Origin of the sequence: Microcystis sp. T1-4, assembly GCF_000297435.1 — a bacterium.
In the GTDB taxonomy this organism is placed as follows: Bacteria; Cyanobacteriota; Cyanobacteriia; order Cyanobacteriales; family Microcystaceae; genus Microcystis.
The window spans coordinates 1-23234 of the sequence record NZ_CAIP01000227.1; the positions used below are offsets into that span (position 1 = coordinate 1).

Genomic DNA, 23234 nt, shown 5'->3' on the forward strand with positions numbered 1-23234 from the left:
CTGATAACTGATAACTGATAACTGATAACTGTTTACTGATAGCTAAAAAAATCTTTAAACTTCTAATAAATTTTCTAGGCGATCGAGAACGATATCGGTGATACACTTAATCCGGTATAAACAGGCTTTAGTATCTGTGGAGTTGAAAGTGCCATTTTCCCAGTATTTGTTACTACCAGCACCACCCCCACAAACCCCAAAATAATCGCAGTTTTGCCGACATAAATCGACTCCAGCGCGCATATCAGCGTAAATTTGTTGAAATTTCTCAGTTTCACAGATAGATTCTAGGGAATCGGTCAAAACATTACCAAAAATAAAATCGCCGTAGGGTTGAGTTTTAATCGATAGTAATTCCGGATCAAAGGTGGAAAAATTACCTTGATTATCAAAATTGACAATCATAAAAGGTCGATTCATATCAGTATTTTCTAAGCGTTCATCGGCATAAATCAAACTACAGATCGATTCAAATTCCCGCAGCTTAAATTCTCCTTGTTTGACCGTGACTAACTCCCAAAATCTGGCGATAAACTGGCGATAACGTTGTTCAATACCTAATTTATCTAAGGAAGATTGTGAATGAATCCCCTCGGTTTCTTCCATATTAAAAGCCACATCGGTAAGACCATGATCCCAAAAAAAGTTAAAAATTTCGTCGGGATAGTCGAGAGAATCTTCTGTTAAAACAGCGATGATACTCACATCAATTTCATGTTTTTGCAAGAAAGAAATCCCCCGCATTGTAGCAGCATGACTGCCAGTTCCCTTGCGGTTTTGCCGGTGGATATCGTGAATAAAAGCTGGTCCATCAAGACTGACTCCCACATAAACATCATGCTTTTTAAATAATTGACACCAAGCATCGTTAATATAAGTGGCGTTAGTTTGTACTGAATGACGAAAACAGTAACCCTGCTGATTATATTTCTCGCTAACTTCCGCAATTTTAGCAAAGGCACTTTCATAAAAACTGATGGGAACTGCTAAGGGTTCGCCAGCGTGCCAGCAAATGGTAAAATTATCTTGGAGAAAACGACTACTAAAAACCCTCTGAAAAATCGGCTCGATTAAATCTAAGGATAGGGTATTTTTTAAATGGCGATCGGGTAAATAACAGTAATCACAATTGAGATTACAAAAAGAGGTGGGTTGCACGACTACTAAAGTAATTGGACCACAATCCGACCAATCTATATTTATGGTTTTTTTCATGATTCTATTGTTTAAGTTCTCACTTAAGTATGATAACTGATTCTGGGGAGTCTATCTTAATTTTACCTATAGTAGAGCATTTTTCAGTCTGCTGAGGTACAAAAGTTATGGATTTTAGGCAAAAGGCAAGAGGCAAAAGGCAAGAAAAATAGGTGTACCTCACTAGCTTAGGAAACGCTATATTTCCTATTCCCTCAATAATAAATAATATAATTGACCCGGAGTATTAATTAAACCGGCTCGCTCACCCGCATTTTTTCCTGTTCCCATAAAAATATCTACCCTCCCAGTACCTTTAATTGCGCTGCCAGTATCTTGATCGAGAACATAGCGACTCACTAATTTTTTATTAAGATTTCCCTGGGGAATTTCTGTCTCAATTACCGCTAAAGCACCGGGGGGAAAAATACTTTTATCTGTAGCGATCGATCTTTCGGGTAAAACCGGAACTCCAATACTACCAGTGGGAGGCGCACCGTGGGTTTCTCGAAAGAAAATAAACCGATTATTGCGGGGGATATAATTCTTTAATTGCTCAGGATTACTTCTGAGAAAATCCAAAACCATTGGTAAGGTTAAACCCTCGGCGGGAAAAATACCATCGGCAATCATTTCTTTTCCCAGACTTGTGTAGGGATGCTCGGTATTGCCATCAAAACCAATGCTCATAATTTGACCATTAGGTAAACGTAATTTCGCCGAACCTTGCACATGAACTAAATAAGCTTCTAAGCGATCTTTTAACCAGACTAACTCGTATCCCGCTAGACGGCTATTTTCCCCCAGTAAACCATCTTTTCCCTCTAATTCTACCCTAGCTGGATGGGGTTTAGACCAGCGAGAAAAGTTAGAAGGTCGGCGATAGAGAGGATATTTATACTCGGCGGTTTTTTGCCGACTTGCTTGATAAATTGGCTCAAAATAACCAGTAAATTTAACATTTCCCTGGCTATCCTTACCCAAGGAACGATACCAAATAAATTCTTTTTTAACTGCCTTTTGTAGAGCTGCGGGAGTGGGAGAATTCTGCACTAATTGACGAAAACGTACTAAGGAACGCTGCACTCGCTGACGAGTTATTTCAGGAATAGGATAATTTTGATAGGCGCGGATCGCCGCCGAGCTATTCAGATAACGTAAACTATGATCGATCGCTTGTAGTAGGGTTTTTTTGTCCGTTGGCAGTCGTTCATCGTATCCCGTAGATGTTGCCAATTGTGAGATTTCAAAACGTTCTAGGGGCAAATTTGCTGGGGTGAGGGCAATTAATCCCAAGCTGAGGGGGAGGAGTGTCAAAAGGTGTTTCATGGTGATAGGAGTGGGCAGCTATTGACTCGGTTAACAATCAAGAAGGATAAATGGGAAAAGTTATTTCTTGTTTATATACTTAGGATGGTTGTTGACGATAAATCTTAATTTGTTCCAAGCGAGGGCCGACCTTAGAAATGATGGTAAATTCTAAATTTTGGTAATATAATTGTTCTCCCACCCTCGGTATTTTTTGCCAATGATGGAGAACAAAACCGGCTAGGGTTTGGTATTCATCGGCCAAGGGTAAACTTAAATTTAATGCTTTGTTCACCTCCTCTAAATTCATTTGTGCTTGTACGAGAAAAGTTGATTCATCGAGGAGTTGATATTTTACTGTTTCCGATTGATCCCTAGAAGAAAAAGTTCCCAGAATCTCACCAATTAAATCTTTTAGGGTTAATAAACCGGCTGTTCTGCCAAATTCATCGACAATGATAACCATCTTTAAGGATGATTCCCGCATTACTGTTAGTAATTCATTTAAAGCAGTGGTTTCAGGGAAAAAACGCGCAGGTTTTAACCAAGGTTTAATCGGGGTTGTTAAATTTAACTGACCTTCGGCAAGGGGTAAAGCTAAATCTTTAAAATCGATCAGACCACGGATATCATCACCGGAATCTCCTGCCACAGGATAACAAGAATAGCCGCTATTAACTACTTGTAGCAATAATTCCTGAAAAGTGGCGGTCGAGGGAATAGCTATTAAACGGTTATGGGGAACCATGATTTCCGCGGCAGTGATTTCGCTAAACTGGAAAACATTATTTAAAATTTTCCTTTCCGCTGCTTCTAATCCCGTTAATTCCCCTTCCATGCTGATAATTAATTGTAATTCCTCGGAAGTTACCCGACTAGAACGCTGTAGATCCACTTCGGGGATACGGGTTAAAACCAATAAAAAACGAGTTGATTGATTAAGAATACCGATAAAAGGCTTAAAAATCCTGGAAATAACCCCAATAGGTGCAGCTAATAATCGCGCCATCGGTTCGGCATAAATTAAAGCTAGGGATTTGGGATAAAGTTCCCCAAAAACTATCTGGAGATAGGCCACGATTAAAAAAGCTAGACAAAGAGAGAAGCCATGGGAGAGAAGATTTTGCCAGTTTAAAGAAAAGGGTAAAAAACTTAGTAATTTCCTCACAAAAACGGTCATGGTACTCTCCCCGATCCAACCTAAAGCTAAACTAGAAAGGGTGATGCCTAATTGGGTAGTGGAAAGTAAGCGATCGAGACTTCTTTGTAGAGATTGGACCGTCTGCGCTGGCACATCTCCCGCAGCCACTAGCTGACTGATGCGGGTACGACGGACAGACACAAGCGAAAATTCCGCCGCTACGAAAAAAGCATTGAGGACGATTAGTAAAAAGACTAAAATTAAACGAGTCAATAAATCCTGATTATCCATAGCGAAAAGGCAAAACTCGCCTTTTTTAAAGCCTATCCTTTGGTTTCGTTCTTTGATTGCGGTTTGTTTTTCTGTTGTTGCATATAAACTCTCACTCTTTTCAGCACCTCTTCTTCCTTCACGGGGATAAAAGTTTGATTGCGACCATAACTGGTGCGATCGTTGGTAAACTTTTTAGCGGGGTTGATATCCGGTTGACTGACTCCCTTCAGGGAGGCGAGTCCCAATTGATAGGCTACCCAACCGCTACCGAAGCCGGCGGCTAACATGGCTACCATCAAAAGGAGTCCTAACTGCAAGGAGGTGCTGATTGCAAATTTTTTCATCTTGGTGGGGCTGAATTTTCACGTTCAGAGTAATTACCGATCTATAATGAGTTAATAGTATAACCCAGGGTTGGCCGAGCGGTTGAGGCAACGAACTCATAATTCGTGCTAGGCAGGTTCAACTCCTGCACCCTGGATAGTTTTGAGCGCTTCAGGCGATCGGCTTTGACTGCACTAGAGTCAGTTAATCTTGTCCTTGTTGGTGCACAATACAATCTTTTTAGGCTGCCGCATACTTACCCCAGCCTAGGCCTTTTTCAGCAAACCCTAATTAAATCTTGATCTGACCACTAGCAGTGTACCAAAAGCAATCAGTCCCAAGCTCAAGTTAGGTTCGGGGACGGTAGTTGGGGGATTTGATGCACCTGTAACAGAACCACTGACGATATCACCATTAAAATCACTAACAAAATTATTTAATGTAACTGTCCCTCCTGCTGTAGTTAAAAAGGGAGAGTTAAAAACTAGAGATAGACTATTAGAGCCATTAACCCAATCAATAGATTCTATACCACTGCCAATAGGATTGGCTAAACTAATCTTAACTAAGTCAGCTTTCGTGAAATTGAGAGGGCCAATTATAATGTTACTAAAAGTAAGACTAGGATTTGCACTATTTTCCTTGTCGATGGTGAAACTACCGGTAATCGGATTAGTTCCCGCCAGAGAACCATTATTCATTGTCCAAGTCAGTGCTTGAACTGGTATAGCGGTCGATAAGTTACTAACAAGTAGGGTTGTTGTAGCAGCTAAGAGCAAGTTGGGTCGGTTGATTTTCATCTTGTTTATCCGAAGTTAAGTTTTGGTTATTGGTGAGTCATTAAAGAGAGACAAACCATTCAGGATGATTGTTCAATCCCGTGAGGGAATTACCGAGATTGTCAGTGACATAAGCTAACACTTCAGTTCCCCAAATAACTTGATTGCTGTTAAAGCTTAACTGTCCGAAATTGAGTCCACTGAGAGCCAATTTATCGCCTTCAGCAGAGTTGAAATCAAGAATGTAGTCGCTACCATTTCCTGACTTGAGAACGAAGCTATCAGCACCCGAACCGCCATAGAGGAAGTCTAAACCTAAACCACCATCAAGTAGATCATCTCCTTCTTCTCCATAGAGTTTATCTATATTTCCCTCACCATAGAGACTGTCATTACCAATTCCACCTTTGAGAACATCTCGTTGGTTGGAACCGATTAACAAGTCATCACCAGCACCACCTTCTAGACGGTAAGTACCGGGTTTACCCAAAGCATCGATGCGATCATTTATTGAGGTTCCTTGAATTATACCGCCGCCGGGGGGAACTAATACTGGGTGGAACACTTGTAGGGTGAAATTTGCACTAATATTTGCTCCCAGCTGATCAGTTGCAGTTACTTTTAGATTCAGATTACCAACATCTTTGTAAGCAGGAGTTCCACTGAAAGTTCGGGTTGTTGGGTTAAAGTTTAACCAACTGGGTAAAGCATCACCGTTACTGACGGTAGCTGAATAAGTCAGGCTATCGTTTAGATCAGGATCAAAAAAGGTATTATCAGAAATTTGGAAGTTGAAGGGGATATCTTCTATGACGGTTTGAGCGGCGATGGGATTTTGGATAATTGGTACAGTATTATTTAGGGGAGTAAAGTTAATTCCCTGTTGAATCCAGACCTCAATGGCAGTATTTGTAATACCATAAATTTCATAAACTGCTCCCTCATAGGCATCAGAGCCTAATTTTGCCCAAGGTACAGTGGAAGGATCGGAGTAATAAGCACTTGAAGCAACACCGTTAATCAACAGCTTTTTATTGCCGTCGAGCATTTGCAGCAAGCTAGACTTATTAAATTGAACGGAATTATTGTAGCCAATATCAACAGCTTCAATATTAAACAGATGACCAGTATTAGCATCTAGATAAAGCCGAGTTTGTTGGCCGACTGTTTGGGGAATAAAGATAGTGTCAAAACCACCACCTCCATCAATTTTACCGATAGTTTTACTATCAGTTCCGTATTCACCTCCTAAGCCAATTTGATCATCTCCTTCACCACCAAAAGCATAAATCTGAGAAGTGTTAGCGGTGGGAATTAACATAAAGTCATCGCCATTTTGACCCCGCAACACAATCTTAGGAGTAGTAGCATTGGAGGGAATGGTAAAAACATCATTACCATTAGTTCCATCAAAAAAGGTAAAGGTTTCAGCGCCACTATTTTGTTCGTCTGCTGTTAACCAATCTTGACCATAAACTACATAGGTTAAGTCATAATCGCTCGTATCAGTAATGATGATGTCCTGATAACCGTCACCATTGACATCCCCACCCGTATTGGTTTGATAAGGTAGGGTTCGATTAGGCAAGCCTTGAATAGGAATCTGATTTTGCCCGTTACCGAGAACAATGGTGTTACTATTCAGGCTGGTATTGGGAGGTGTTGTGGGTGTATAAGGTGTAATTTCGGTTGATCCTAATTGGATGTAACTTTGAGTAAAAGCAGTCCCCTGGTCAAAAAGAATATCGTCAAAACCGTCAGCATTTGTGTCGCCAACGGCAACAGCAGGAGAAGGAAGATTACCAGGTTTGTATAGATTCCAAGAGTCTTGGTTATAATTAATATTTGTTTGAAATTGTCCAAAATTGTTGGTTGTCCCTGTACCATATAAGATGGTAGAGTGCATAATAGGATAAGCTTGTTGACCATCTATAATTGACCAAGATGTTTGAGCGATAGATATTAATGTGTCTTCAATATTGTCAGAGTTAAAGTCACCAGAACTAATGGATGAATTTATAGCCACCGTGTCTGTAATCTCGAACCCATTCCCATTCCAAGTACCGCTATCAGTCCAAGGAGAGTTCAGAAAACTCAAGGATAGCTCAGAAAGGGGTAGATGAATGTCATTATTGAATTGGTAAACACTAACCTGTGTTTGGAGTTCTACCTCGGACTGATAGCCATTAAACGCATATTCAAGGGTGATTATTTCCTTGACTCCATCGGCGTTAATATCCGCTACTCCAATCCCCGGAGCATAGCCTAATGTACCAAGACTATAACTCTGGAATTGGGAACTCAGCCCACTCGCTGAACCCAAGAAATATTTAATTTGATAATCTAACATAAATTCAGTTAAAACGATTAAGTCATCATAACCATCGCCATTAATATCTCCTGCACAGGTTTGAATAATAGGAGTAGTAACAGTATCAGGGATATCGAAAGAGTATAAAGTCTGACCTGCAATAATATTGCTCGTGATACTATTACCCATATTCACAAGCAGTTCTGTGGTATTACCATTTGTTTTATTGATACTCGCAGATGCTATATCCTCGTAACCATCGGCATTAAAATCGCCATGAGCAATCAAATTTGTGCTAGGAGAGGTGATTAAATTGGTAGCGGGTAAATTACTATCATTGGCGGTGAGAGTATAAGTCCTTTGTCCGCTGACATTTGTTAGGGTGCTTGCTCCAAAAGTCAGTTGATTTTCTGATGGGTTGATAGAAGAACTAACATTAACAAAATCATCAAAACCATCCCCATTAACATCTCCCACCGAAACCCCAGGATAGGGATTAACTACAATAAAACCATTATCACTGCGAAGATCATTAACATTCAGGGAAAGACCACCTTGTAACCAAGGATGTCCAATCGCCACATAAGCCTCACTATTACCATCACCATCGTTACTACTAGGAGCACCCAAAATAATATCATCTCCCCCAGTAATAGAACCGTAATCGCCATTAATATCACCAATCCCATTAAGATTCTGACCCACATTACCTGCATTAGAAGGATTACTATTACTTAATGGGTTAGCCACCCCTTGGTATTGGAAAACACGAGAATCTGTCAGATTGGGATCGAGATAAATTGCGCCACCCGATGAGAAGGCATTTGTACTACCAAAGACTATATAGGCACTACCAGCATTACCATAGCTAAAAGGTGCGCCGATGAGTAAATCACTAATTTTGTCGTTGTTAATATCACCTCCATTAGCAACAGCCCACCCCGCTTGTCCTAAAGCTAAATTCCCTTCAAATGTCACTCCTTGACCCGCGCCAATAGAGGCTAAACTTGAAGGTAATGAACCAGAGTTTCCAAATATTACATAAACTTTGCCGAGATTAGTAGTACCACCAACCGCAGCATTAGGTGCGCCTATTACTAAATCTAAATGACCATCTCCATTCAAATCTAGGCTGGTTATCGCATTACCAATTCCATCATAAAAACCGTAGTTTGTAGCAGGATCACTACTGGGTTTACCTGTACTTGGATTCAGTTTACCGTTAATTTTTCCACTGGTAAAGCTGGTTATGCCATCAAAAACCCAGTTAGTTGTGCTAGAAGTGCTGGTTAAGTTGATAGATGCGTTGGTATTTGACCAATTAAATTGGGTTCCTGATAATACATAAATTGCACCGCCATAACCGCGAATATCTTGAGGATTGCTGGGATCACTTACTGGATTAACGACAGGTGCTCCGATGGCTAAATCAAGTTTACCATCTTCATTCAAATCTAAAACCTGTACAGCTGACCCTAAACCTTGACCCGCACTGGGTGCGTTAATGGTAGCAAGAAGACTGGTGGTAATGTTGTTACCCGACCCAGATAATTGATAGACTTTCACCTGATTACTTAAAGGAGAACCCACTATTAATTCAGGTGTTCCATCTCCATTTAAATCTGCTAAAAGGATCGTTTCTCCAAACCCATCGCTACTATTTCCTGTGAGTGGTGATGCGGCTAGAGTATTAAGAGCTACGGTGCTACTGGTGTTGGGAATTACTGTCTTATCGAAGATATAAATATTACTATCGTTCGTTCCCCCGCCGTTAGTTAAATTGGGAGCAGATATCCCATACCAAGTATTAGAAGAACTAACCCAAGAACTAAGACTGCTACCACTTTGGGGAGAGGCGGATGTAGAAGGTGTTCCCCCAGTAATTTTAACTACTTTTTGTGTTGATTGAGGATTATCTAAATCAAGTCCTTGGTCTGAAACTTGCACACTAGCAGACCCAAAAACCAAATATACACTACCGTCACTATTATTAGCTCCTGGTGCTGAAATCCAGAAATCATCAAGGGGTGCATTTTTATTATTACTGTTGGTATCACCGTTAACATTTCCCGCACTACCTAAAGCCTGACCTAATTGATCATTGATTGGACCAATCATGGAAAACCCACTATCTATAGCCAATAAGTTAATCGTTTGGTTGGTATCCTGTAAAGTGGCGTAAGCGGTTAAAGTGGTTTGTTGACCATCTTCGAGGATTAACTTAAATTTCTCATTGAGATGTTCTAATAAGTTATCGTCAAAAATATTCACCTCAATGGTTTTGCTGATTTCACCAGGGACAAATGTTATCGTTCCGGCTTGATGTTCGTAATCGGCTCCGGCGGTGGCGCTAATATCTACTGTGCGATAATTTAGGGTTTTGCTAGTATTGATGTCACCTTCTCGCGTAATGGTAAAAGTCACTTTTCCTTCATTTTCTTTGACGGTTTTATGACTTACTGAGAAGAGACTATTACTGGTGCTACCGGTGGTGGGATTACTAATGATATTATCAATCTGATCCGGTGGTGTCGGATTAGAATCTGTTTGGATAGAATTAGCCGTATTCCAATTATTTCCGTTATAAATACTTTGGCCAAGACTGGAGGTTCCGGTTGTGGAATCAAGTACAACCCAACCCAAAGTAATACTATTATTACTAGCATTAACATTGATGCTAGAAAAACTCAAATTAGAGCCGGAAAGGGTAGCAACGCTAGATTGATAGTTTTTCCAACTTCCTGTCGTTCCACTAGGGACCCAAAAGGCGACAGATAAGTTAGTTTGAGCCGTTTCTCCTGAACCTGTGCTAGTTGTCCATATAGCTAAAACACCATAGGGAGTTGAGGTTAAACTCTGTACAGATTGACCAGGTTGTAACCAAGGGATGGCTGTAGGGGTTGAATTATTGGTATTTAAGGTTCCATTACTTACTTGTCCGATGACATAGTTGGAGGTGATGGTTTGTTGTAATTGATTGAGAGCTTCACTGGAAACGGTATTAGGCGCACCGACTAATAAATCGGCTTTACCATCGTTGTTTAAGTCTCCTACTGCACTAACAGAAGACCCACTGAGTTGATTTGCGCCTCCTTGACCGATTATATAACCCTGAACAGTTGTGCCGATGTTACTAACATTAATACTAGCAACAGTACCAATATTGTTACTGCTTCCTCCGTAGATGACGTAACTTACACCGGCTTGATTATTACCACCATTGGGTTCACCAATCAGTAAATCTCCTACACCATCACCGTTTAAGTCGCCAGCACCGGTAACTTCGGTTCCAGCACCGGTAATAGTAAAGCCATTTGTTCCATTGATTCCGGAGAAACCAACACTGTTATTTTGAGTTGAAGAAAGACTGGAATTACCAAAAACAATGTAGCTATTTCCCGCAATATAATTCCCATTAGCATCTTCAGTGGCGGGATAGCCAACAATGACATCGTTAATACCGTCGTCGTTAACATCACCGGCGCTACTGACTTGTAATGGTGCAGGGTTGTCTAAATCATCAAAAATAACAAAGCCTTGACCTGGGTTTATGGTTCCTAAGTCTAGGGTTTGAGTGGATAAATTCGCACCAAATAGTATAACTGCGGCTCCTGTTCCACCAATGAGTAAATCCGCTTTGCCATCCTGATTAATGTCTGGAATTAGAGCCGTGCTAGTTATATCTAGCAGGGTTTCTCCATTAATTGCTGAGGTACTGTTAGTCAGGGTAATTGTCCCGCCTAGATAACTTTGAGTGGTCAAATTAGAATTGGGGTCGTTAGAGACAATACTATCGCCTTGGTTTAAGCGACTAACAACTGAAGTATTCGGATTTGCGCCATTATGGAGAGTATAAATATTATCTCCTTGCTGATTGCGAATATACAGCCCCCCATCTTCGCCCAAAGCAAGATAAGCCCCCTGATTTCCCGCTGTATTAGTTGACCAGTAAGGGAGTGGAGCTAAACCCGCCCATTCATAGAGGACAAAGTTGCCGTTTGATTCCATCGCAGCTTGATAGTAACTTGCGTAGTCAGGTTCTGGGACTTGATTAGCCGTATTGCTATTCCATACCTCAGTATTAGTCGTTTGATTAAATAAGACTAAATTACCGCTATTGTCGAGGCTCAGAGTAAATAACTCATTGGCAATTTTTTGGGATAGAATTAGCGTAATTTCCCCGGCTTCTTGATTAGCGTTAGGAGCGCTGATAGCATAATCTGCTTGACTATCTCCATTAAAGTCGTAACCTCCTGTTACTACTTCACCAAAGCGGTCACCAGCTTGTCCATTGGGGTTAGTAATTTGTTGTCCGTAAGCAGGATTATTGCTGAGTAAAGTATCAATATCAGTGAGGCTTTGAGGAGTCTCAAATAAGGTTCCTCCATAGATTAAATAAGCACCTCCTTGATTATTATTTAAACCAGGCGCACCAATAATCAAATCACTCTTGCCATCGCCATTGACATCTCCTGCATTGGCAATACTATAACCCAATTCACTCAACGCTTGTCCTGTTAACAGCAAGCCATTACTACCCAAATTATTGAGGTCATTAACTTGGTTATAGTCTTCTGCAAACACCACATAAACTCCGCCTTGTTCATCATCAAGATCTGGTGCAGTCATGGCAAAATCAGCTTTACCACCGCTATTAACATCTCCTAAAGCGGTTACGGCTTGTCCAAAACTGGCAAAGTATTCATTGTCTAAAGTCCAATAAAAACCCGCAGCGTTAGCATTGGCAGGATTTTCTGAGAAAGTCCCTAAATCAACCTGATTATTTTCTGTTTGTCCATATACTACATAAACTTGTCCGGGGGGTGTGGTGGCAATTTGCTGTACGGTAGGATTATCAATTGATTCATATTGCCAAGTAATGACAACATTACCATTAGTATCTAGGGCAATATTTGGGCTTTGATTTGCTCCGGCTGTATTTGAGATAGCTTGTAAACTGCTGGCATTCCAGTTAACACCATTACTTCCTAATGTTCCATTCAAAAAGTATAAGTAGGAAAGATTAGCTGAATTATCATCCACACTGCCTGTAAATGTGCCGTAAACTGTTGTGCCATCAGGGGCAATAATGTAGGATATATCACTACTATCGATTAAATCGTTGACATCTTCTCCTAATAATGTAGCGTAACCGGGTTGAGTTAGATAAATTGTGGAATTTGGTTCTAATGAAACACTGACAGGTAATCCTCGGTTATTTTGAGTGACAGTGCTTTCCCCGCTTGAGCCTTTATCAAGAATTCGGATATAAGAACCATAAGAAATAGAAAACAAAAAGAAGTTAAATTCGGCCTTCACTTTATTAGTATAAACCGCTTCTTCAAAACCACTGGCATTAAATTCTTCTGTTTGAACGCCTTTGACGGATACGTCAATAAATCCCTTAAGCACACTAGCCTTAAGATAAAGACCGGTACCTATTCCAACATTAATAGTTCTATTATCACTTAAAGCATCGTCTAAAAAGCTAAAAAATTTAGTTGTATCTAGATGCCATTTGAGATCAGAATTAGGAGTTTCTTCTGTGGGAGGATTACCGTTTTCATCAACCAATTCAAAAAAGTAATCACTGGCTTGTATGCTTCCTAATTTGGTTGTATTACTGTCAAATTCAATATCCGCCGCCGCCGCTATATCTATTTGAACTACTGGCCCGCCACTAAGACTCAAAACTCCAGCTTCACTAAGTTCATCTAATGCTTCACCCGCCGCTGTTGTAAAAAGCAAGTCTAGGATAAATTGAATAGCATTTACTTCTAATTCAAATTCACCCCCTGCTTTGGCTTTAACACTAGAAGGATAGCTACTAATTTCTTCCCATTCCCCACTACCTTGAGCATAAGCCGACAAATCCAAAGAAACATAGCCTTTGAATAGACCAGCAGCAAGACTATTAGAAGTTGCCGTACTTTGAGCTCCTCCTGCTTCTGTACCGACAGTTAAACTAAGTCTTAAGCTATTAGCCGCGACGGGAGACTGACTGCTAAATTTTTGAGTAGTAGTATCAATTTCGGCACTGATATTTAAAGAAAGACCGCGCAGTTTTTTCAGTAGTTTAGCGAAGTTACCTGTCTCGAAACTAAGTGAAGTATCAGAAGGGAGAGTGATAATTCCCGAGGCTCCATCCAAAGCACCTGGAACAATTGAGTAGGTAAATTCTGTTCCTTTGGGTTTAAAGGTTAATTGATTGGCGGAAGTACCTGTTACCGGCAGTTGACTAACATCAACTACTTGACTCACTGTTTGATTATTTTTTTGAGTTGTTACTAAAATATTGTTATTGTTTAAAGCGACAACCTGTAAGTTTGTATCTGCTATTTCGTCGTTGGTAAGTTGTGTTGGAGAACTCCATTGATAGCCGCCATAAATCGAGGGACTCAAAGACGATGTATAAACTTCTGCATTATTGCCACTTCCCCCTATCCAAGAAGCAACAACTCCTCCATTTTGTGTCTTAGTTAAGGTTAAATTGGCGGCGCTTCCTTGACTTTGGGTTCCAATCCCACTATTAAGCGGTGTCACCCCGACATATTGACCATTAGTACCAGAGGGTTGATAACCGTAATAAATTTGACCATCTTGATTCCATAAGGCATGGGTAACTCCATTACTGTCTGTAACAGTCGTCATACCAAAGGGTTGGCCACTGGTGTTGTTTAAGCCTAAAATTGCGCTAATATTGCCAACCTGATAAGGAATACTTTGATTTGTTATTCCGTATAAAATTCCTGTTTCATCAATTTGAATTTGACTAAAAACGGGTAAATTGGGAATGACATTATCTAACTCAATAAAGGTACTAGCAGCACTTGACCAAGCATAAATGTTTCCGTTATTGTCTAAGCCTAATAGGGTTTGACTATTGAGTGAAACTATTTGTTTAAAGGCTGGATTATTACCCCCATTAAATAGATTAAAATTCGTTCCATCCCAACTGTAAAGACCACCTTGATTATCTAATGCCCAAACCGAGCCATCCTCTTTTCCTGTTGTAATCTGAGTAACACCACTCAGACCAGTACCAAAACCTGCGTCAAATTGTTGTGTCGTTGTATTCCAGACATATTGTTGAATGCGATTAGACAGATCGAACTTGATAATTGTCCAAATCTCATTATCATTAATAGCAGAAAAAGAAGCAAAAAAGTCTGTATTGGTGGCTGATTGCACTAGAATTGGAGCTGCCCATATCTGAGAAGTGCTATTCCAAGACGTTAGATAATAACCCGCTTGTCCTGAAATATTCCTGTAAAGTAAAAAATAAAAATTACCCGCATTGTCAGAATCTATACCAACAATCTGACTTGGTGCTGGAATGCTAGACGTATCCATTAAACTATAATTTTGAGTGGCATTATCCCAGTAGTAATATTGCCCATTTGTCGTAAGAGCTAATCGCTGAGTAGAATTGCTCACGATAGTTTGTTGAATCGTACTATAGTCTATCAGATTACTCATGGCGATTTAGTGTTCTAGATAAATTGGGAACAGATAAGCCTTTTTCTCTCTTTCTTACTGGGGTTGAACGGCTTAAATTTTTAATAAAAACATTGTAGCATTTTTCCAGATGTCAATACTGTCCAGGGTGATAGCATCTCAAACGCTATTAACAATTGGCCAATTTTGTGATCCGCGTGGGCAATTCAAGTGATACCAGTCAATCAGAATAGTTACGAAATCTTCATAATTTGGTCGATTTTTGCTTACCCAGAGGGCAAATTCTCCTCAAATATGCCTGAATCGCTCTCTGGGTAAGCAACTTACATAAAGTTCATTTTGTCAAGGATTGTTAAGATGCGCTTACCCTGCAATACTGTCTTAATCAGAAACGTTGAATCTCGTACAAAACTTTACATTTAAGAACATAACAACCCCAAAACGCCATTTTTCAAATTGAATAGACAATTTTCCTAAACCAGTGTACATAGCTGATATGTTGACATATAAAACTCTGTAAATAGCGAAGTTTATCTAATAAGCTTTTTTCAAAATCTTCCGCAATATCAATTAATTGTAAAATTAGGTAGGCGATAATAGAGCTATAGATTTGTTGTAGGCTCTTCGTTACTATTTATGCTAAATCAACAGACAAGATGCCAAGATAACATACTTCTAACCCAAAAATTCCGAAAGTTTCTAAAGCCATAGCCTCGCCGTTTTATTAGTTTAAGTTTATTGTTGATTCCCTCGACTACCCCATTCGTTGTTCTTCGCTCGAAATAACTAATGATTTCTCCAAACCAGTTTCGGATTGTTTGACAACTCTTGGTAAAAACACTGGAGGATTTTGCCAACCATTCCGAGATAGATAGCAGTCCTTCTGTCGGATTCTCTGAGGTTTCATAAATCTTTCTGAATTCTTCCTTTACTTCCTGCATCTTTTTCAAATTTGGCCAATTTTCTTTGATAGCTTCTAGTTTAATTTTTTGGGGTTCCGTTAAATCTTCTTCATTTTTTAACAGGCTATATTTACTTCGCTTTAAAACTTCTAGCTTTGCTTCTTTTTTCGCTTTCTGTTTTTTATTTTTCCGCGCTTCTACGGCTCTTTTTTCCGCTCTTCTCTGTTCGTCTAACTCTTGATTAATTTGTTTCATTACATGGAATCTATCAGCGACTACCTCGGCCGACGGCATCAATTCTTTTACCAGATTTTTATAGGACAACCAAAGATCTATGCTTACTTCTTCAATTTGCTCTAACACCTCTTTTCCCCAGCCTGTAAGCGTTTTTCTCAACTCCTCTTGTGTTCGCTTCTCTAGAATAGCTATTAGTTTTCCCGTATCTAAATTTACTAAAACCGCACAGTAATTTTTTTGTCCTTTGACTAGAGCGATTTCATCAATTCCTAGTCTTTTTAATTCCGATAAATCTGGCTCGGTAATTTCTTCAGCGATGTCCTCTAGCATTCTTTGAATCTCTTCTTCCGTTACGTCATTTCTTCGGCTAACATTTAAAATATCTCCTTCTTTTAATTGTTCAAGTATATTCTCGGCTAGTCTTTTCGTATAGGTTCGTTTACTGGCGACAAAATCTAACTCTTCGCTAAAGGGCTTCTGACAATTATCGCACTTAAATTGACGACGATTAACCTGTAGGTACACTGGTTGTCCTGAGATTGGTAAATCTTTGACTAAATGTCGATGATTTTGGTGGAGTTTATCGCTCTCTAACCCACAACGAGGACAGATTGCTTTTTTCTTTTTCGATTCGATTCGTCAAACTATACCGACATTTTCTAGGTGTAGATAGCCTTGAATAGACGTTCCTTTTAGGTTCAAAAATTTGTCAAGTATCATAAGTAAAATAATCTCGTTTTTCGCTATTATATCAAATGTTAACTCGATTGTATATCTTTTGGTATTAACTTGTTTGTGCCTTAAGTCCTTCCCTATATGGATTTCAGATACTTTTGAGCGTAGGCGCTCTCATCGAATTTTATTTTAAGTTAATTATTTGCATAACAATTCCCGAAGAGCCTTAGATCCTAGCACAAAAAAACCCGCTGGCGCGGGCTTTTTCCACAAAAGCAAAGTTTTAATTAACCTAACAACGCTTTTGCTTTCGCTACCACGTTATCCACGGTAAAACCGAACTTCTCTGACATTCCTAGATAAAATATCGTAATTTTGTTAAAATAATCTCAAAGAAAAGCCTCTAAAATCAAAGGTAATGTCCAAAATCGCTAAAAAACTTAGTAATTCTCCTTTTCGTTATCCCGGCGGTAAATTTTATGCCCGTAAGCTAATCTTAGCTTGTCTTCCTAGTCACCATAAGTATTGTGAACCCTTTGCGGGGGGAGCATCTATATTCTTTGCTAAGGAAAGTGTAGCAGAGAATATTCTCAATGACAAAGATGAAGAATTAATCAACTGTTATCGACATATCAAAGATTATCTTGATAGTCTAATTGAATTATTAAAAGATCTAAACGCTACCAAAGAACTACACAGTTATTATAAAAATGAACTTCAACCAGCCAATGACCTAGAAAGAGCCATGCGTTGGTATTATCTAAATAGAACTTCCTACTCAGGAATTATGAAACTTGAAAATTGTTATTGGGGCTATGGTGATAAGTATTCTATGCGTCCTGAAAACTGGCCTTCTCACCTAAAAACTACTTCGGAAAAACTGCAAAATGTCAATTTATCTTGTTTAGATTTTGAAGATTTAATCAATCAATTACCCGATGATTACTTTTTATTTGTCGATCCTCCTTACTTTCAAGCAGATCAAAATAAATTCTATTCCTGCTTCTTCAGTCTAGAAGATCATGAAAGGTTATGTAAGACGTTGAAAAAACATCAACATCGATTTAAATTTCTTTTGAATTATGATAATTGCTCCGAAATTAGAGAAATGTATGATTGGTGTATTTCTTTACAAGATAATGAATGGAATTACACTATTAATCGAACTGATGATCAAAAAAATGGTTTAAAATTAGAACATGGTTATCAGAGTGAAAGACGCAAGGGCAAGGAGGTATTTATTGCTAATTATGATCTTCAGAAACCTGCAAGATTTACACCTCTACAATTAAGTTTATTCGATGTATCTTGATTCCTAATTTTAATCAAGTAAATCCTCTATTTTTTCGATCGGGAGCCATGGTTGTAGAGGTTCAGCCGTATTAACATCAAAGAAAATTTTGGGATAATTAGGGATGAAATTACAGTTGTTATCGTGGCATTTCTGGCGAGAACAATTGATATTATTGGTTTGATTTGCTGTTAAATCTTTACTTCTGGCAACGTACATTTTTAAAAGGGCTTCTTATTGATTATTAATATTAATTTTGCTTAAAAATATTTGCTCTTTTGGTGTGGGCTTCCAAACAAATAGTCCCGTTTCTAAATTGGTCTGAAAAAAAGCATTGGCAAGAGATGTAATCACTAAATCAAAATCTGTTTCAATATATTGATCTTTGTGAATATTTAGGCTTGTTGAAGGTATTCCTATCAATTTAGACCTTTGTTCTGCTGCTTTGTCTCCTAAGGTTCTTGATCTCATACATTTGACTTCAATAAAAGGTCTGATACCTCCCTGAAGACGGAAACTACCTTTTTTGGCTAACTTACATTCAGCAGAGTATTTTTTGGCGTTTTTTTGATTGATAATAGCTACATCTATATCGTGATAACTGGCTTGAGGATTTAACCGAGGATTAGTAACTAAATAATTATTTGCGAGTATTTTTGACAGTTCATCTTGTACAGTGAACTCAAAAAACTTGCCACGAATCATAGGAATAACTTTTGGATCATTGAGAACTTCTGTAATATATTTGATATTCAAACTATAACTCTTACAAAAACTTTCTATTTTTTCAAACCATTCCCATTCAAGCTCGTTATCATGCAAAAACTGCTCAAGCAATTTAATTAAATCTTCTGACATCATCAGTATTTACATCGGAATTTATAGACATAGTGTTAAAAAGCTCCGAAAGACTTATGTTTAATGCTCTACATAAAGAAATCAAGCATAGTAAAGAAGGATTCCTTTTACCACGTTCAAGAAGACTGATGTAAGTTCTATCCAAATTGGCCGCTTCGGCCAACCTTTCTTGGGATAAACCCTTTTGAATACGAGCATTATGTAAACATCTGCCAAATTGAGCTAAATTGTCCTTTGCCATGCTTCGATTAAACTGCCTGACGTGACCCCTAGTCCACTGACTGACAGTCACAATAGAAAAACAAAAAAATGAGCCAGATTTTTCTGACTCATTACAGCTAAGATTTCAGGTAATTAACCTAACAACGCTTTTGCCTTCGCTACCACGTTATCCACGGTAAAACCGAACTTCTCTAGAATCACACCTCCTGGAGCAGAAGCGCCGAAGGTATCAACCCCCAACACATCCCCCTCATCGGTGATGTAACGATGCCAACCCATGGTTGAACCCGCTTCCACCGCGAGACGTTTTTTCACTGCTTTCGGCAATACCGATTCTTTGTATTCTGCCGATTGTTCCTCGAATAGCTCCCAACAGGGCATAGAAACGACGCGGGCTTTAATTCCTGCTTCTTTTAACACCGCAGCCGCTTTATCGCAGAGATACAACTCGCCACCCGTACCGATGAGAATGACATCGGGAGTACCTTCACAATCGGTGATAATATAAGCACCTTTAGCCACACCCGCAAGGGAAGTTCCTGCTAAATTGGGCAGATTTTGACGGGATAATGCTAGTAACGTCGGGCGCTTAGTTTCGCTCACCGCTACTTTATAAGCACCGGAAGTTTCCGTACCATCTCCCGGACGCATGACTAAGAGGTTAGGAATAGCGCGCAGAGAAGCAACGTGTTCCACGGGTTGGTGAGTCGGTCCATCTTCCCCTAGGGCAATGGAATCGTGAGTCATTACCCAGATGACGCGAGTTTCTGACAAGGCCGATAAACGGATAGAATTCCGCATATAGTCGGTGAAAATCAGGAAAGTCGCCCCGTAGGGAATCAATCCCGTGTTATGGAGAGCAATACCGTTACAAATCGCCCCCATCGCGTGTTCCCTTACGCCAAAATGGACGTTACGCTCCTGATAACTGCCTTTTTGGAAATTACCAAAATGCTCTAATTCCGTGTAGTTAGAGTGGGTTAAATCCGCCGAACCACCGATTAAACCGGGTAAAACCCCCGCAAGGGCATTTAAGCAGATTTCCGAGTGTTTACGACTAGCCAGCGCCTTATCTTCGGGTTTATAAACCGGTAAAGCTTGCTCCCAACCTTCCGGCAGTTGACCGGTGGTTAACTGTTCAAATAAAGCCGCTTCTGCGGGATATTTGGCCTGATATTCGTTAAATAACTTATTCCAGTCCGTTTCTGCCGTCGCTCCCTTGTCCACTGCTTGCCGGAAACGATTTAACACCTCATCGGGAACCACAAACGGCTCGTATTCCCAACCTAATGCTTTCCGGGTTAACTCGATTTCCGTTGCTCCTAAAGCTGCCCCGTGAACATCGGCGGTATTAGACTTATTGGGGGAACCATAACCGATAGTGGTGGTGATTTTAATCATCGAGGGTTTATCGGTGACAGCTTTGGCAGCTGCGATCGCATTGGCAATGGCATCTAAATCGGTGTTACCATTCTCGACGTGCTGAACGTGCCAACCGTAGGCTTCAAAACGCTTGCTCACGTCTTCGGTGAAAGCGATATCGGTGGAACCATCGATCGAGATATGGTTATCATCGTAGAGAGCGATTAACTTGCCTAAACCCCAGTGACCGGCTAAAGAACAAGCTTCCCCGGAAATTCCCTCCATATTGCAACCATCACCCAAAATGACATAGGTGTAATGGTCGATAATTTTGGCATCCGGTTTGTTGAAACGGGCCGCTAAATGGGCCTCTGCTAGGGCTAAACCCACACCATTGGCAATCCCTTGACCCAGGGGACCGGTGGTCACTTCCACCCCTTCCGTGACGAAATTTTCGGGGTGGCCGGGGGTTTTCGATTTCCACTGCCGGAATTGTTTAATTTCCTCTAGGGGAACGCTATCGTATCCGGTCAGGTACATCAAAGCGTACTGCAGCATACAACCGTGACCGGCGGAGAGAACAAAACGATCGCGATTGACCCATTGGGGGTTTTTCGGGTTAAAACGCAGGAATTGATCCCAGAGAACAAAGGCCATGGGAGCGGCTCCCATGGGCAGTCCGGGGTGTCCGGATTTAGCTTTTTCTACGGCATCCACCGCTAAAAAACGCACCGCATTAATACAAAGTTCTTCGAGGGATTGGGAGGCGACAACCATAATGTTTTTTAGAATGAACTACAAAAATAAGACCAGGTTAAAGAGGGAGCCACTCACAGATTACTCTTTCAGGGGCATCGACTCAAGCATATTTTCTAAAAGCTAAGGTGACGTTATGGCCACCAAATCCAAAGGAGTTGGAGAGGGCAGCGTTAACTATCTGCTGACGACTTTCGTAGGGGACGTAATCAAGATCACAATCGGGGTCAGGATTGTCCAGATTGAGCGTCGGGGGAATCCGATCATTAGCGATCGCCATGACCGTGGCCACGGCTTCAATACCGCCAGAACCGCCTAAAAGGTGGCCTGTCATCGATTTGGTGGAACTGATGGGGATTTGGTAGGCCGATTCTCCTAAAGCTTTTTTAATCGCCTTGGTTTCCGTGGGATCATTGGCCCCTGTACTGGTTCCGTGGGCGTTGATATAGCTAATTGCCGCCGGAGTCAAACCGGCATCTTTGATCGCTAATTCGATCGCTCTGGTGGCCCCACGACCATCTGGAACCGGTGCGGTCATGTGATAGGCATCGCAAGTCAGACCATAACCGATCATTTCGGCGTAAATCCGCGCCCCACGGGCTAAGGCCGTTTCTAATTCCTCTATAATCAAAATTCCTGCCCCTTCCCCCATAACAAAACCATCCCGATCCTTGTCAAAGGGACGACTGGCCCGGGTGGGGTCATCGTTGCGGGTGGACAGGGCCTTAGCGGAGGCAAAACCGGCCAATCCTAGGGGGGTAACGGCGGCTTCCGTCCCACCGCAGATCATCCCTTTGGCTAAACCCCTTTGTACTAGACGAAAAGCATCGCCGATGGCGTTGGAACCGGCAGCGCAAGCGGTCACGGTGCAGTTACTCGGTCCTTTGGCCCCCGTGTGGATGGCGGTTAAACCAGCGGCCATATTGGCAATCATCATCGGGATCATGAAGGGACTACACCGGCTCGGACCTTTTGTCAAGTAAATTTCCTGTTGATCCTCCAGCACTTTGATGCCGCCTACGCCCGTACCGATTAGTACGCCTATATCATCGGCATTGAGAGCGTCGATAACTAATCGAGAATCTTGCAGCGCTTGCAAACTAGCGGCGACGGCAAATTGAGCGAAACGGTCCATGCGCTTTGCCTCTTTGCGATCCACATAGTCGTGGGGGTCAAAACCCCGCACTTCCCCAGCAATGCGACAAGCGTGACGGGAGGCATCAAAGTGGGTAATTAAACCAATGCCACTTTTGCCGTTGATTAAGCCTGTCCAATAGTCTGCTAGATTATTGCCGAGGGGAGTGATCGCACCCATCCCCGTTATGACAACCCTTTTTAATGGCAATTCTGTCATGTTTGTTCAAAAATAAGGGCAGATTTTGCCCCAGATATTTAATTCTAATTGTCAATTTTCCCGCAATAACTAGGCGGTTGCTCCTACTTTCTCGCTAATATAATCGACAGCTTTGCCTACAGTGTCAATTTGTTCGGCTGCGTCGTCGGGAATTTCAATATCAAATTCTTCCTCTAAAGCCATCACTAACTCGACCACATCAAGGGAATCAGCTTTCAGATCATTAGCAAAGCTTGCTTCGGGGGTAACTGTACCCAGATCCTCTACTTCTAATTGTTCCACAACAATTTTTTTAACTCGATCGAAAATTTCTGTACTCATGGATGTCAATTTTTATCCGCTGGTTTACCTGACTCTAGCCTCTAGGGTCTGGGGAAATGGGGCGGTGTTGCCATTTCCGACAATAAATTTCGGTTAGCTTTTTCACTGACCATTTTTCATCTTACTGGAAGTTGTTCCCCTCTTGATGAAGTTTTTTTGCGATTATCGGGGAAGTGGGGAAGTGGGGTGTGGGAATTATGAATTATGAATTATGAATTATGAATTGGGGAGGTGGGGAGGTGGGGAAGTGGGGAAGTGGGGTGTGGGAATTATGAATTATGAATTGGGGAGGTGGGGAAGTGGGGAAGTGGGGAAGTGGGGAAGTGGGGTAGTGGGGTAGTGGAGCATTTGGATGAAATTTCCCTAAACCCCTAAATCCCTATCACCCCAAAACCCTATCACCCTGACTCCTATCTCCTGAATAAAAAGCCAAAATATAACGGATAACTCCGAAATTCAGATAATAAT

At 40.8% G+C, this 23234-nt stretch carries 13 protein-coding genes, 1 tRNA gene and 1 pseudogene; 2 read left to right on the top strand and 13 right to left on the bottom strand.

Translation table 11 applies throughout. The features are described 5' to 3' along the window. Positions 1-54: 54 nt before the first annotated feature. The 4 genes from grrM to MICAI_RS14055 all read right to left on the bottom strand — a co-directional run bounded on the left by grrM (position 55) and on the right by MICAI_RS14055 (position 4260). Positions 55-1215 carry a cyclophane-forming radical SAM/SPASM peptide maturase GrrM/OscB gene (gene grrM, locus MICAI_RS14040; RefSeq protein ID WP_008203181.1) on the bottom strand — a complete coding sequence of 387 codons (1161 nt, stop codon included), beginning with the start codon at positions 1213-1215 and terminating at the stop codon, positions 55-57. A gap of 186 nt (positions 1216-1401) precedes the next feature. Next, entirely contained in the window at positions 1402-2523 is a 1122-nt protein-coding gene (locus MICAI_RS14045) for a murein transglycosylase A (RefSeq protein ID WP_008203183.1), read from the bottom strand. Between the two features lie 79 nt (positions 2524-2602). Beyond that, positions 2603-3934 (bottom strand): hemolysin family protein, encoded by a 1332-nt coding sequence (locus tag MICAI_RS14050; protein WP_008203185.1) that lies wholly within the window; start codon positions 3932-3934, stop codon positions 2603-2605. 32 nt (positions 3935-3966) lie between these two features. After that, positions 3967-4260, bottom strand: a complete 294-nt coding sequence (locus MICAI_RS14055; protein WP_008203186.1) for a hypothetical protein — start codon at positions 4258-4260, stop codon at positions 3967-3969. 64 nt (positions 4261-4324) lie between these two features. Between MICAI_RS14055 and MICAI_RS14060 the strand changes: the two genes are divergently transcribed. Continuing rightward, positions 4325-4397: transfer RNA gene (locus MICAI_RS14060), tRNA-Ile, on the top strand. Between the two features lie 130 nt (positions 4398-4527). Here the strand turns inward: MICAI_RS14060 and MICAI_RS14065 are convergent. From MICAI_RS14065 to MICAI_RS14075, 3 genes and pseudogenes are all read right to left on the bottom strand, one after another. Continuing rightward, entirely contained in the window at positions 4528-5040 is a 513-nt protein-coding gene (locus tag MICAI_RS14065; protein WP_008203188.1) for a hypothetical protein, read from the bottom strand. 40 nt (positions 5041-5080) lie between these two features. Beyond that, the gene (locus tag MICAI_RS14070; RefSeq protein ID WP_008203191.1) at positions 5081-14809 is read right to left on the bottom strand and encodes an FG-GAP-like repeat-containing protein; all 9729 of its coding nucleotides are present in this window, start codon (positions 14807-14809) and stop codon (positions 5081-5083) included. A 623-nt stretch (positions 14810-15432) separates the two neighbouring features. Beyond that, positions 15433-16647, bottom strand: a pseudogene (locus tag MICAI_RS14075) (ISL3 family transposase). 373 nt (positions 16648-17020) lie between these two features. Here MICAI_RS14075 and MICAI_RS14080 point away from each other — a divergent pair. Beyond that, positions 17021-17914: a DNA adenine methylase gene (locus MICAI_RS14080; RefSeq protein WP_008203196.1), complete on the top strand. Its 894-nt coding sequence runs from the start codon at positions 17021-17023 to the stop codon at positions 17912-17914. Between the two features lie 9 nt (positions 17915-17923). On the opposite strand, the gene MICAI_RS27155 is transcribed toward MICAI_RS14080, so the two are convergent. From MICAI_RS27155 to MICAI_RS14105, 6 genes are all read right to left on the bottom strand, one after another. Further along, positions 17924-18112: a hypothetical protein gene (locus MICAI_RS27155; protein ID WP_051011178.1), complete on the bottom strand. Its 189-nt coding sequence runs from the start codon at positions 18110-18112 to the stop codon at positions 17924-17926. A 15-nt stretch (positions 18113-18127) separates the two neighbouring features. Then, on the bottom strand, positions 18128-18751 hold the full coding sequence (locus MICAI_RS27160; RefSeq protein ID WP_232306200.1) for a restriction endonuclease: 624 nt from the start codon (positions 18749-18751) through the stop codon (positions 18128-18130). Beyond that, the gene (locus MICAI_RS27165; protein ID WP_039900197.1) at positions 18732-18992 is read right to left on the bottom strand and encodes a helix-turn-helix domain-containing protein; all 261 of its coding nucleotides are present in this window, start codon (positions 18990-18992) and stop codon (positions 18732-18734) included. The genes MICAI_RS27160 and MICAI_RS27165 overlap by 20 nt, the downstream gene beginning before the upstream one ends. Positions 18993-19105: 113 nt before the next feature. After that, a complete protein-coding gene (gene tkt / locus MICAI_RS14095; RefSeq protein ID WP_008203199.1) occupies positions 19106-21112 on the bottom strand; it encodes a transketolase in 2007 nt (668 codons plus the stop codon). Between the two features lie 82 nt (positions 21113-21194). Further along, the gene (gene fabF / locus MICAI_RS14100; protein ID WP_008203201.1) at positions 21195-22445 is read right to left on the bottom strand and encodes a beta-ketoacyl-ACP synthase II; all 1251 of its coding nucleotides are present in this window, start codon (positions 22443-22445) and stop codon (positions 21195-21197) included. A 69-nt stretch (positions 22446-22514) separates the two neighbouring features. Next, positions 22515-22766: an acyl carrier protein gene (locus MICAI_RS14105; protein WP_008203202.1), complete on the bottom strand. Its 252-nt coding sequence runs from the start codon at positions 22764-22766 to the stop codon at positions 22515-22517. Positions 22767-23234 lie beyond the last annotated feature (468 nt).